The sequence below is a fragment of the Mycobacterium sp. IDUB_24 genome (assembly GCF_055419385.1).
On sequence record NZ_JBVAXO010000001.1, the window covers coordinates 378733 to 391060 of the forward strand.

A 12328-nucleotide genomic window follows, 5' to 3' on the forward strand; every position below is an offset into this window, starting at 1 on the left:
GCGGATTTAATGGATTTGGCGGCTTTACTAGACTGAATCAGTGGGAATTTGGAGGTAATTGCGATGGATATCGGTGGGCAGGAGCGCAGCGACCGGGGAATCGTTGCCGCAGCGCAGAACGGTTCGAGCAACCAGACCGGTACCGCACGCGTGAAGCGGGGGATGGCTGAGATGCTCAAGGGCGGCGTGATCATGGACGTCGTCACCCCCGAGCAGGCAAAGATTGCCGAAGGCGCGGGAGCCGTCGCCGTCATGGCGCTGGAGCGCGTCCCCGCCGATATCCGGGCCCAGGGCGGGGTGTCGCGGATGAGCGATCCCGACATGATCGAGGGCATCATCTCCGCGGTCACCATCCCGGTGATGGCCAAGGCGCGCATCGGCCACTTCGTCGAGGCGCAGATCCTGCAGAGCCTGGGTGTGGATTACATCGACGAGTCCGAGGTGCTGACCCCGGCCGATTACACCAACCACATCGACAAGTGGAAGTTCACCGTGCCGTTCGTGTGTGGTGCCACCAACCTGGGCGAGGCCCTGCGTCGTCTCACCGAGGGCGCGGCGATGATCCGCTCCAAGGGCGAGGCCGGCACCGGGGATGTCTCCAACGCCACCACCCACATGCGCAAGATCGGCGGCGAGATCCGTCGGCTCACCTCGATGAGCGAGGACGAGTTGTACGTCGCGGCCAAGGAGCTGCAGGCACCCTATGACCTGGTGGTCGAGGTGGCCCGGGCCGGGAAGCTGCCGGTCACGATGTTCACCGCGGGCGGCATCGCCACCCCCGCCGACGCGGCGATGATGATGCAGCTCGGTGCTGAGGGTGTGTTCGTGGGATCGGGCATCTTCAAGTCGGGCAACCCGGCGCAGCGTGCCGCGGCCATCGTGAAGGCCACCACGTTCTACGACGATCCCGATGTGTTGGCCAAGGTGTCGCGTGGTCTCGGTGAGGCCATGGTCGGCATCAATGTCGAGGAGATCGCCGCACCGCATCGGCTCGCCGAACGCGGTTGGTGATGAGCCGCTTGCGCGAAGGGCAAAGTTAACTGCATGGCGATTGAAGAGATCCTCGATCTGGAGCAGCTCGAGGTCAACATCTATCGCGGCGGGGTGTTCAGCCCCGAGTCGGGCTTCCTGCAGCGCACCTTCGGCGGCCACGTAGCGGGCCAATCGCTGGTCTCGGCGGTGCGCACGGTGGATCCGAGGTTTCAGGTGCACTCCCTGCACGGTTACTTTCTGCGGCCCGGCGACGCCAGGGCACCGTCGGTCTACATCGTCGAACGCATCCGCGACGGCGGTTCGTTCGCCACGCGCCGGGTGAGTGCGATCCAGCACGGCGAGACGATCTTCACGATGTCGGCGTCTTTCCAGACGGACCAGACCGGCATCGAACACCAGGACGCGATGCCGGAGGCCCCGGCGCCGGACGACCTGCCGGGATTCCGGTCCGGTGGAGCGTTCGATGACGCCGGCTTCGCCCAGTTCGACGAATGGGACGTCCGGATCGTTCCGCGGGATCGGGTGACGCGCATTCCCGGCAAGGCCTCCCAGCAGCAGGTGTGGTTCCGCCACCGTGACCCGCTGCCCGACGATCACGTCTTGCACATCTGCGCACTGGCCTACATGAGCGATCTCACCCTGCTGGGTTCGGCCCAGGTCAGCCATCTCGATGTACGTAAGCATCTGATGGTGGCGTCCCTCGACCATGCGATGTGGTTCATGCGGCCGTTCCGGGCCGACGAATGGCTGCTCTACGACCAGTCCTCACCTTCGGCGTGTGGGGGGCGTTCACTGACCCAGGGCAAGATCTTCAACCGCTACGGCGAGATGGTGGCCGCGGTGATGCAGGAGGGTCTGACCCGCTTCCAACGCAATTTCGTCCCGCCGGAGGGCTCATGACCCTCCGGGTCGGAGTGGGGTCGTGAGCCCCCGGGTCGGGGTGCTCGCGTTGCAGGGTGACACTCGCGAGCACCTGGCCGCGCTGCGTGCGGCGGGTGCCGAAGCGGGCACTGTGCGGCGACTTTCCGAACTCGACGCGGTCGACGCCCTGGTGATCCCCGGTGGGGAATCCACTGCGATGAGCCACCTGCTGCGCGAGTTCGAACTTCTCGAACCGTTGCGGGCACGGATCGCTGCGGGGCTGCCCTGCTACGGCTCCTGCGCGGGCATGATCCTGCTGGCCGGTGAGATCGCCGATGCCGGTGTGCCGGGCCGGGCCGCGCTGCCTCTCGGCGGTATCGATATGACGGTGCGGCGCAACGCTTTTGGTCGTCAGGTCGATTCCTTCGAGGGTGACATCGACTTCGAGGGGCTCGACACCCCGGTGCATGCGGTGTTCATCCGGGCACCGTGGGTCGAGCGGGTCGGCCCCGACGTCAAGGTGCTGGCCCGTGCCGCCGATCACATCGTCGCGGTGCGCCAGGGCTCGATGCTGGCGACGTCTTTTCATCCGGAGATGACCGGGGACCGTCGCATCCACAAACTGTTCGTCGATTCGCTCTGACCCCAGCAAACCCACGGCGGCCGCATAGCTCAGTCATAGCCGGCGCCGACTTAATGGACGTGTGACGACGACGTTGGAGGATGCCTCCACTGAGCCTGCGATCGAAGCCCCGCCCAGTGCCCCGCGAGTCGATCGTGAGCGCCTGGCGTTCGCAGCGCTGCTGATCGCCACGGCCGCGGCCTACCTGTGGAACATCACCGTCAACGGGATGGGCAACGACTTCTACGCCGCCGCGGTACAGGCCGGATCGACCAACTGGGAGGCACTGCTCTTCGGGTCGCTGGATCCGAACAACTTCATCACCGTGGACAAGCCACCGGTATCGCAGTGGGTGATGGCGTTCTCGGGTCAGTTGTTCGGATTCAGCAGCGCCAGCATGCTCATCCCGGAAGCGTTGATGGCCGTCGGCGCCGTCGCGCTGATCTACGGGGCCGTGCGCTGGATTTGCGGCCCGCGCGCCGCGCTGCTGGCCGGTGCCGCGCTGGCCGTCACGCCGGTGACGGCGCTGATGTTCCGGTTCAACAATCCCGATGCGGTGATGGTCCTGTTGATGACGGCCGCCGCCTACTTCGCGGTGCGTGCACTGGAGCAGAACGGCGGACGCTGGATGGCGCTGGCCGGTGTCGCGCTCGGGTTCGCGTTCCTGGCCAAGATGCTCGAAGGGCTGATGGTCATGCCTGCCATCGGGCTGGTCTACCTGTTCGCCGCACCCGTCACGGTCCGGCGCCGGCTGCTGCACCTGCTGGGCTCACTGGCCGCGTTCCTCGCGTCGTCGGGCTGGTTCGTGCTGCTCACCCTCGTGTGGCCGGCCTCGTCGCGGCCTTACCTCGCAGGGTCCACCGACAACAACTTCATGAATCTCGTGTTGGGCTACAACGGGTTCGGCCGGGTCCTCGGTCACAACCACTACGGCACGCACGTGGACGTCGATCCGGTGGCCCACGCCGCCGAGCGGAATGGTTTCGGCGGGTTCGGCAACCAGACCCAGGGCCTGCCGCGATTGTTCACCGGCGAGTTCGGTTTCGAGATCGGCTGGCTGGTGCCTGCCGCCCTGCTGGCGGTGGTGCTGGTGCTGGTGTCACGCGGTCGAGCGCCGCGCACCGACATCGTGCGGGCCGGGGCCATCTTGTTCGGCACCTGGCTGGTGATCGACGGTCTGGTGCTGAGCTTCATGAAGACCAGCGTGCACGCCTACTACTGCCTGTCTCTGGTGCCCGCGGTGGCGGCAATGTTTGCGATCGGCATCCACGAGATGTGGCGGCGGCGCGACGACCGGCTGGGTCAGATCGGTTTGATCACGATGCTTCTGGGCACGGGAGTGTGGAGCTTCTGGATTCTGGGCCGCAATGCGTCGTGGCTTCCACCCCTGCGGTGGTCGATCCTGATCGTGACCGTGGTGGCCACTGCCGGCCTGCTGTGGGCGCTGCGTGGCGGAAACCGTACCGCGGCGACCGTCGCGCTGGTGGCGGCGCTGATCGGTGGACTGAGCGGCACGACGGGATACACGGTGGCCACCCTGGGGCAGCCGCACACCGGAGGCGGGCCGAGCGTCGGACCGGCCGATCCCGACGACGGCCACGGGCACGGTTGGCATTCCGACAATCCCGAGGTGAATGCGATGCTGCGGGCCACCACCACCAAGTGGTCGGCGGCCATCAACCGGTCCGGGGCCGCGGCCGGCCTCGAATTGTCCACCGGCACAGCAGTCATGGCGATCGGTGGCTTCACCGGCAGTGATCCGGTGCCCACGCTGGCGCAGTTCCAGACCTACGTCGCCGACCGGCAGGTCAGCTACTACATCCTGCCCGAGCCCAAGGACAAGGACCACGGCGGTTTCTTCACCAACAATTCGCACACCGATATCTCCGACTGGGTGAAGGCGAACTTCACCTCGACCAAGGTGGGCTCGGACACGGTGTACGACTTGAGCGCGCCGCTTAGGAAATAGCCGTCGCGCACAGGGATTCCGAAACCTCCCAGAGCTTTTCGGCCCGGTCCGGATCCGTGGCATAGGGCTCGGCATCGGTGCGCACCGCGCAGTCGGACAGGTACAGCCCGCCACGGCCGTCGAGGTCGGTGCTGACCGCCGCCCACACCTGGGTGGCCGCGCCCTGCTCGGGCGTGGACACCTCGATGGCCCGTGAGCGGGCCTGCCCGCTGACCGCGATCACATCCTCGCGCGACATGTGCCTGGCCAGGTTCGTGGCGACCATTCCCGGATGCACGGCGAACGCACGGATACCCCGACCACGAAGCCGCCGGTCGAGCTCGACGGCATGCAGGATGTTGGCGGTCTTGGCCGCGCCGTACGCGGCGAACTTGTCGTAATCGCGGCGCTCCCAGTTCGGATCGCCCAGATCGATGCCACCGAGACGATGGCCCTCGGAGGAGAGATTGACGATGCGGGTGCCCTCGACGAACTGCGGCTGCAATAGGTTTGTCAGCGCGAAATGTCCCAGATGGTTTGTCCCGAACTGTGTTTCGAAGCCGTCCTGGGTGCGGCCGAACGGGGTGAACATCACCCCGGCGTTGTTCATCAGCACGTCGATCACCGGGGCGATGTCGGCGATCTGCGATGCGGCCGTGCGAACACTGGCCACTGAGGCGAGATCGACGACGACGACGGAGAGGTGTGCCTCGGGCATTTCGGTGAGGATCCCGTCACGGGTCTGCGAGAGTGTGTCGGCGTTGCGGGACGCCAACACCACGTGCGCACCGGCCGAAGCCAGGGCCCGGGCGGACTCACGGCCCAGTCCGGAGGTTGCTCCGGTGATCACGCACGTCTTCCCACGGATGCTCATCGGTGTTGTCCCTCGACCACGACGCCGGCGGCCTCCTCCATCGGTTTGATGACGGAGGTGAAGTCGGATTCGGCGCCTTCGGTGCGCAGTGTCTGCTCCCAGATCCGTTGCACGGTAGTGGCCATCTCGACCGGCAGGCCCAGGGAGGCGGCCTCATCGAGGTACAGTCCGACGTCCTTGGCCATCAAGCCGGTGGCAAACCCGTAGTCGAAGGTGCGGGGGAGTACGGCGCGCGGAAACTTGTCTCGGCTGGCGTGTGTCCCGCCCGACCCGGCATTGAGCACATCGATCATCACGTCGGCGTCCAGTCCGGCCTTGACGCCCATCACCATCACCTCGGCGGTCGCGGCCAGGGTGGTGGCGGCCATCAGGTTGTTGATCAGCTTCATGGTTTGCGCGGCGCCGGGCTGTTCGGAGACGAAGATCGCCCGACCGAGGGTCTCGAAAACCGTTTCCAGTGCGTCGAATTCGTGGCGCGGACCGGACACCATCACCGCCAGGGTGCCGGCCTGGGCGCCGTGCATCCCGCCGCTGACCGGGCTGTCCAGCGCGGCGATGCCGTGTGCGGCCAGAACGGCGTGATTGCGTTGCGCGGCGGCGCCTCCGACCGTGGACAGGTCGACGAAGCGTTTGACCCGGGACCCGGCCGCGACGTCGGCCACCACGGACTCGGAGACCTGCGGGGTCGGCAGGCTGGCCAGTACCGTCTCACCCCGGTCTGCCACATCGCGTACCGAGTGGGCCGGCTGGGCACCCAGCGCGGTCGCCTTGGCGAGCACGTCCTCGCGGACGTCGAAGGCGACCACCGGGTGGCCGGCTCTCAGCAGCCGGCCCATCATCGGAAACCCCATGTTGCCCAAGCCGATGAAGCCGATCGGCTCACTCATCGGCCGGGCTCTCGTCGAGCTCGGCGAACACGGCGCGGGCCAGCCGGAAGCTGTCGACGGCGGCCGGGATACCCGCGTAGATGCCGACCTGCAGGAATATCTCGCAGATCTCCTCGCGGGTGACGCCGTTGGTGAGCGCGCCCCGGATGTGGGTGCTCAATTCGTTGGGTCGATTGAGTATCGCGATCATCGCCAGGTTCAGCATGCTGCGGGTCTTCAGTTCCAGGCCTTCGCGACCCCACACCGCGCCCCAGCAGTATTCGGTGACCAGGTCCTGTAGCGGTTTGGAGAAGGCGTCGACGTTGCCGGCCGCCTTACGGACATAGTCCTCGCCCAGGACGGCGGTGCGGATCGCCAATCCCTTGTCGTACGTGTCTTGATCCATGGCGTGCCTTTCAGAGGTTCGGGCAGTTGTCGTACTGCCGCGTTCCGGTCATCGCGGTCGTACCCCGTCGAGGAACAGCCGCACCAAGATCCGCATGCGCTTCTCAAGGTCGTCAGGATCCCAGGACACACCCCAGAGTGCGCCGGTGGCGGGCCCGCCGACGACCATGCTCAAGAACGCGCCGCCGACCACCGCGGGGTCGTCGATCTCGATGATTCCGGCCTCGGCGTGGCGGGCGAGGACCTCGGCGATGAATGTCAGCGCCGGCAGGGTGCCCTGTTCGTACACGAGCCGGAACAGTCGTGGGAAGCGGTTGCCCTCGGCATTGAGGATGCGCTGCAACGCGATACCGGCCGGACTGGTGATACCGGCCAACCGGATCCGGCCGATCGCGAGCAGGGTTTCCTCCAGGTCGTCGGTCTCGGCCGCACGTAGCGTCTCGATCGGGACCAGCCACCGGTCCACCGCGCGTTGCACCGAGGCTTCGAACAATGCGGCCTTGTCGGGATACAGGCCGTAGATGGTGCGCTTTGCCATGCCGGCGGCCGCCGCGATTCCGTCGATGCTGGAGCGCTCGAATCCGTTCTCCAAGAACATTTCCAGCGCGCAGTCGAGCAACTCGACGTGGCGCTGCGCAGCCTGCTCCCGGGTGGGGCGGCCCACTTGACGAATTCGGTCCACCACGTCACAGTAGCAGTAATGAAACGCATTAGGTGCTATTAAATGCGGGTTCGCCCCTTTCTCTCAGGAGTCGCCATGACCGCGGTCGATCAACTACTTGCTCTGCAGACGGCGCCCGATCGCTACGACATCGCACCCGCCGACGTGCGGCAGCTGCAGCTCGATGCGGTCAACGAGCGGTTCTCCGCGCACGTCGACCAGATCCCGTTGCTGCGCAACCGCTCTCAGTCTGCCGAGATCACCAAGGTGGTCGAGTATCAAGAGCTGGTTCCACTACTCTTCGCGCACGGCGCCTACAAGAGCTACGCACAGAACTGGCTGACCGAGGGCAGGTGGGACCGGATGGCCAAGTGGGTCGGCACGGTATCGGCCTGCGATCCGTCCGGTGTCGACGTCGACGGCGTGGCCGGGCTCGACGACTTCGTGGCCAGGATGGAGTCCGTGGGGTGCTACCTGACCTGCTCCAGTGGTACCAGCGGAAAACCGGCCATGATCGCCTGCTCGGAGTCCGACCTGGAGGTTGCCTCGCGCGCCAATGTCACCGGATTGACCTGGGCCACCGGCATACCGGCCGACGGCAGCCGGAAGATGTTCGGCCTGGGGCCACGCACCAATGTCGAGCGGAACGAACGTACCCGTATCGCGCTGGTGGGGGCATTCTCGTCCGAGGCCGACAGCTATCAGCTGCCCGTCGAGCCCATCTCGGTCGGCTCCATCATGGCGATGATCGACCTGCGCCGCCGCATCGCCGACGGCAGCGCAGGCCCTTCGGAGATCGCCTCCTTCGAAACCACCAGTGCCGGCCGGCAGAGCGCGATGGACACTGCGACCGCCGCAGCGGTCGATGAGCTGATCGCCGGGCGCGACCGGCAATTGCTGCTTACCGGAATGTTCGCCTCGCTCTATCAGGTGGCGCAGGGGGTGCGGGCAAAAGGATTCTCCGGTAATGACTTCCGCGACGATACGGCGCTGCTGGTGGCCGGCGGTCTCAAAGGTGCGGCACTGCCGCCGGACTACCGGGAGTTCATCTTCGGCACCTTCAACATCGCCGACGAGCGGGTGTATCACTTCTACACGATGCAGGAACTGAACACCCCGTTCCCGAAGTGCCGGGCCGGGCGTTACCACGTGCCGCCGTGGGTGTTGTTGCTGCCGTTGGACGAACCCGGCGAGAATCTCATCGACACCTCGGCGGGGCCGGTGCAGGCGCGAGGCGCGTTCTTCGACCTGTCGCTGGACGGCCGCTGGGGTGGAGTCATCTCCGGTGATCGCATCGACGCCGATTTCGGGCCGTGCGGCTGCGGGCACCAGGGGCCGACCGTCGGTCCCGACATCACCCGCTATGCCGATCTGGGTGGGGACAAGATCACCTGCTCGGGCACCATCGACGCCTACGTGCGGGGCGAGGCATGAGCGTGCTGCGGGCCCCGTTCATCATCCGAGGGGCGCTGGTGGATGCGCCGGAGGACGGTGCCATCCCGCACAGCTCGCGTGACCTCGGCATCGACTTCGTCACGCCGGCAATCGATCTCGATGCCCTGATCACTCCCCGGGCGGAGCTTCCCCCGCTGCTGAACGTGCCGCTGGCCGAGATCGTCGACTTCCTCGTCGAAACCGGCAAGCGCCTGGCGCTCGACGACAACGCGCACCTGCAGCGTTGTCTGGATCTGGTGGCCGAGACCAATCCGCTACCGCGCCGGGTGGTGGAGAATCTCTACCGGAGCGCGCCGGCGTTGTTGAGCCGGAACAGTCTGTGGGCACAGGTCGAGTCGAACTTCGCCGACCCGGCGGTGCTCGACGGCTGGGTGAGCCGGACGGATGCGGCCGGCAACGCCGGTGCGATTCGGGCTTTCCCGCCCCGCATGGTGCACATGCTGGCCGGCAACGCCCCGGCAGGCTGCATCGCCTCGATCGCCCAAGGCGCTCTCGTCAAGGCTGTCAGCCTGTTCAAGATGCCCTCCTCGGATCCCTTCACCACCGTGGCGGTGCTGCGCACCATGGCCGAGGTCGATCCGAATCATCCTGTGGTGCAGTCGATGTCGGCGGTGTACTGGGCCGGCGGTGACGAGGCGGTCGAGCGCGCCATCTACCGCCCCCAGTACTTCGACAAGATCGTGGCCTGGGGCGGCGGTCCGGCCATCAACAACGTCATCAAATACCTCGGCCCCGGCATCCAACTGGTGTCCTTCGACCCCAAGAGCTCGATCTCGATGATCGGCCGTGAGGTGTTCGCCTCCGACGAGGCGCTCGCCGAGGTGGCCGAGCGGGTCGCGGCCGACACCTGTGTCTTCAACCAGGAGGCCTGTCTGGCCAGCCGTTTCGTGTTCCTCGAGACCACCGATCGGGCCGAGGCTCGCCGGTTCTGCGCCACGCTGCTGCCACGTCTGGGCGTTGACCGACTGTTCGGATCGGCCGAGGCGCCGCTGCCGCCCACCGACATCCGGGACGAGATCGAGGTGATGGGCGCGATGGGTGACGAACTCGAGGTGTTCGGCCGCTTCGACGGCCGCGGCATGGTGCTGCTGTCCGACGCGCCGGTGGACTTTCATCCGTCGAACAAGATCTCCAACGTGGTGATGGTGGGATCGCTGGACGACGCGGTCCGCCATGTCAACGTCGCAACCCAGACCGTCGGTGTATACCCGTTCGACCGCAAGGCGCAGTTGCGTGACGCCTTGGCCGGCGCGGGTGGTCAGCGGGTGTGCCGGGTGGGCACCGCCAATGGTCACGTCGCCGGTGGCCCGCACGACGCCATGTACCCGCTGGCCCGTTTGGTGCACTGGATGGGGGACGATGACATTTGCGGCTCGGACGCCAATGCGGCGCTGCCGGCAAGTGCCGGGTGACGCCCACGTGTCGGCGTACGCTGCCTGCATGTCTGCGTCGTCGCCAGCGTCCGTCCGGCGCCGGCCTGGTGTCGCGGAGTCGGTGATCAGCTGGGCCGCATGGGTCGTCGTCGGTCTGCTTGCCGTGTTGCTGGCGTTCGCCGCGATCTTTCCGATGGGCTTCAGTGGCGCGTATCCCGAGCACGCCGACGAGGCGTCGACGATGGCCGGATGGGCGGTGCTGACCCTCGCGACCGTCGTCCTCGCCCCGATCGGCATGGCGATCGGGCACTGGCGGCGTTGGCACATCTGGTACTGGCCGGTGCTGTGTACCGCCGCGGCGGGCACGACATTCGTCTTGCTGAAGGCCTTGTAGACGTCGTATCGAGCGCGTGAGGGCCCGCCACGTAAACTGGAGGGCCGGAGTTTTAACCGGAAGAGGGGCGTACCTGCATGAGCGGCCATTCCAAGTGGGCCACCACCAAGCACAAGAAGGCCGTCGTCGACGCCAAGCGCGGCAAAATGTTCGCCAAGTTGATCAAGAACATCGAGGTCGCGGCGCGTGTCGGCGGGGGAGACCCGGCTGGTAACCCGACCCTCTACGACGCCATTCAGAAGGCCAAGAAGAGCTCGGTGCCAAACGACAACATCGAGCGCGCCCGCAAGCGTGGCGGTGGTGAAGAGGCCGGCGGGGCCGACTGGCAGAACATCACCTATGAGGGCTACGGACCGAACGGTGTCGCGGTGCTCATCGAGTGCCTGACCGACAACCGCAACCGGGCAGCCGGCGAGGTGCGGGTCGCGATGACCCGCAACGGCGGCAACATGGCGGACCCTGGCTCGGTGGCCTACCTGTTCTCCCGCAAGGGCGTGGTGACGCTGGAGAAGAACGGTCTGACCGAGGACGACGTGCTGATGGCCGTCCTGGAGGCCGGCGCCGAAGAGGTGAATGATCTCGGCGACTCGTTCGAGATCATCTCCGAGCCCACTGACCTGGTCGCGGTGCGCACCGCGCTGCAGGATGCCGGCATCGACTACGACTCGGCCGAGGCCAGCTTCCAGCCGTCGGTGAGCGTGCCGGTCGACCTGGAGGGCGCCCGGAAGGTGTTCAAGCTCGTGGATGCGCTGGAGGACAGCGACGACGTGCAAGACGTGTACACCAACATCGACATCCCCGATGATGTCGCCGCACTGCTCGACGAAGAGTAGTGGCGAGCGTCCTCGACTCTGAGGGTGTCAAGTGGACGGTGCGCCGGCGTTGGTTGCCGTGGCGGCCGCGCCGAAAGATGCCCGACGACTGGGGTTTTGGCGACGCATCCTTCACCGATGGGGACGACATCATCAGCATCGTGCTGAACATCGCCCTTGTGGTGCTGTTGATCCCTGTGCTGGTGTTGGCGCTGCTGGTGGCCGCGGAGTTCCTGCTGTTGCTGCTCCTGCTGCCGCTGTGGGTGTTGGCCCGCTCGCTGTTCGGCACGCCGTGGATCATCGTGATTCGCCGTGACCACAGGACTCTCGGTGAGGAAGCCGTGCGCGGCTGGGGCGCGACCAACGCCCGTATCGATCAGATCACGTCGTTCATCGCGTCGGGTGCAGCGCTGCGTCGATAGGCGTCTCGCCCGAGATCACCTCAAAGGTCCGTCCGGCAGTCTCGGGTTCGTGTAGCACGGCGAGCAGCACGCGTGCCACGTCCTCGCGCGGAATGCTTCCCCGGCCGGTCGACTCCGCGATCGTCACGTTTCCGGTACCCGGATCATCGGTGAGCCCGCCCGGGCGCACGATGGTGGTCCGCAATCCGGCGCGGCCCCGCACGTCGGCGTCGGCCTCGGACTTGGCCCGGATATAGGCCCGGAAGACGTCGTCGTAGTTGTCGTCCAGTGAACGGTCGTCGGCGGAGATCGCCGACACCATCACGTAGCGGTCCACACCCGCGGCTTCGGCGGCGTCCGCCAGCAGGATGGCGGCATCGCGGTCCACGGTCTGCTTGCGGGCCGCCCCGCTGCCGGGTCCGGCGCCGGCGGCGAACACCACGGCATCGGCGTCGCGTACCGCGTCGGCTACCTCGGAGACCGACGCCTGCTCCAGGTCGAGCACGATGGCGGTGGCGCCGGCAGCCTGGAGGTCGGCCGCCTGGGCGGCGTTGCGGATCAGCCCGGCCACTTCGTCGCCGCGCTCGGTGAGCAGGCGTTCCAGGATGAGGGCGATCTTGCCGTGTCCGCCGGCTATCACTACGCGCATGGTTTCGACCCTAC

At 66.6% G+C, this 12328-nt stretch carries 14 protein-coding genes; 9 read left to right on the forward strand and 5 right to left on the reverse strand.

Translation table 11 applies throughout. The annotated features are described in order from the left end of the window. The first annotated feature begins 99 nt into the window (after positions 1-99). The 4 genes from pdxS to ACZYZF_RS01925 all read left to right on the forward strand — a co-directional run bounded on the left by pdxS (position 100) and on the right by ACZYZF_RS01925 (position 4445). Positions 100-1011 carry a pyridoxal 5'-phosphate synthase lyase subunit PdxS gene (gene pdxS / locus ACZYZF_RS01910; RefSeq protein ID WP_463745978.1) on the forward strand — a complete coding sequence of 304 codons (912 nt, stop codon included), beginning with the start codon at positions 100-102 and terminating at the stop codon, positions 1009-1011. A 33-nt stretch (positions 1012-1044) separates the two neighbouring features. Further along, a complete protein-coding gene (gene tesB, locus ACZYZF_RS01915) occupies positions 1045-1893 on the forward strand; it encodes an acyl-CoA thioesterase II (protein WP_463745660.1) in 849 nt (282 codons plus the stop codon). A gap of 22 nt (positions 1894-1915) precedes the next feature. Continuing rightward, positions 1916-2497 (forward strand): pyridoxal 5'-phosphate synthase glutaminase subunit PdxT, encoded by a 582-nt coding sequence (pdxT, locus tag ACZYZF_RS01920; RefSeq protein ID WP_463745661.1) that lies wholly within the window; start codon positions 1916-1918, stop codon positions 2495-2497. A 61-nt stretch (positions 2498-2558) separates the two neighbouring features. Beyond that, the gene (locus tag ACZYZF_RS01925; RefSeq protein WP_463745662.1) at positions 2559-4445 is read left to right on the forward strand and encodes an ArnT family glycosyltransferase; all 1887 of its coding nucleotides are present in this window, start codon (positions 2559-2561) and stop codon (positions 4443-4445) included. On the opposite strand, the gene ACZYZF_RS01930 is transcribed toward ACZYZF_RS01925, so the two are convergent. The 4 genes from ACZYZF_RS01930 to ACZYZF_RS01945 are packed head-to-tail and all read right to left on the reverse strand — an operon-like array spanning position 4435 to position 7251. Beyond that, complete coding sequence (locus tag ACZYZF_RS01930) at positions 4435-5298, reverse strand: SDR family NAD(P)-dependent oxidoreductase (RefSeq protein WP_463834371.1); 864 nt, start codon at positions 5296-5298, stop codon at positions 4435-4437. The genes ACZYZF_RS01925 and ACZYZF_RS01930 overlap by 11 nt on opposite strands. Beyond that, complete coding sequence (locus ACZYZF_RS01935) at positions 5295-6185, reverse strand: NAD(P)-dependent oxidoreductase (RefSeq protein WP_463745664.1); 891 nt, start codon at positions 6183-6185, stop codon at positions 5295-5297. The genes ACZYZF_RS01930 and ACZYZF_RS01935 overlap by 4 nt, the downstream gene beginning before the upstream one ends. Next, on the reverse strand, positions 6178-6570 hold the full coding sequence (locus tag ACZYZF_RS01940) for a carboxymuconolactone decarboxylase family protein (protein ID WP_463745665.1): 393 nt from the start codon (positions 6568-6570) through the stop codon (positions 6178-6180). The genes ACZYZF_RS01935 and ACZYZF_RS01940 overlap by 8 nt, the downstream gene beginning before the upstream one ends. A 48-nt stretch (positions 6571-6618) precedes the next feature. After that, positions 6619-7251: a TetR/AcrR family transcriptional regulator gene (locus tag ACZYZF_RS01945; RefSeq protein WP_463745666.1), complete on the reverse strand. Its 633-nt coding sequence runs from the start codon at positions 7249-7251 to the stop codon at positions 6619-6621. Positions 7252-7326: 75 nt separating this feature from the next. On the opposite strand from ACZYZF_RS01945, the gene ACZYZF_RS01950 reads away from it, so the two are divergent. The 5 genes from ACZYZF_RS01950 to ACZYZF_RS01970 all read left to right on the forward strand — a co-directional run bounded on the left by ACZYZF_RS01950 (position 7327) and on the right by ACZYZF_RS01970 (position 11686). Beyond that, positions 7327-8664, forward strand: coding sequence for a hypothetical protein (locus ACZYZF_RS01950; protein ID WP_463745667.1), 1338 nt, complete (start codon positions 7327-7329; stop codon positions 8662-8664). Next, entirely contained in the window at positions 8661-10097 is a 1437-nt protein-coding gene (locus ACZYZF_RS01955) for an acyl-CoA reductase (RefSeq protein ID WP_463834372.1), read from the forward strand. Before ACZYZF_RS01950 ends, ACZYZF_RS01955 begins: the two co-directional genes overlap by 4 nt. A gap of 28 nt (positions 10098-10125) precedes the next feature. Next, complete coding sequence (locus ACZYZF_RS01960; RefSeq protein WP_463834373.1) at positions 10126-10452, forward strand: hypothetical protein; 327 nt, start codon at positions 10126-10128, stop codon at positions 10450-10452. A 77-nt stretch (positions 10453-10529) separates the two neighbouring features. Continuing rightward, positions 10530-11285 (forward strand): YebC/PmpR family DNA-binding transcriptional regulator, encoded by a 756-nt coding sequence (locus ACZYZF_RS01965; RefSeq protein WP_463745670.1) that lies wholly within the window; start codon positions 10530-10532, stop codon positions 11283-11285. Further along, entirely contained in the window at positions 11285-11686 is a 402-nt protein-coding gene (locus ACZYZF_RS01970; protein WP_463834374.1) for a hypothetical protein, read from the forward strand. Before ACZYZF_RS01965 ends, ACZYZF_RS01970 begins: the two co-directional genes overlap by 1 nt. Here ACZYZF_RS01970 and ACZYZF_RS01975 read toward each other — a convergent pair. Then, positions 11655-12314, reverse strand: coding sequence for an NAD(P)H-binding protein (locus ACZYZF_RS01975; RefSeq protein ID WP_463834375.1), 660 nt, complete (start codon positions 12312-12314; stop codon positions 11655-11657). The two genes, ACZYZF_RS01970 and ACZYZF_RS01975, sit on opposite strands and share 32 nt — an antisense overlap. Between the last annotated feature and the right edge of the window lie 14 nt (positions 12315-12328).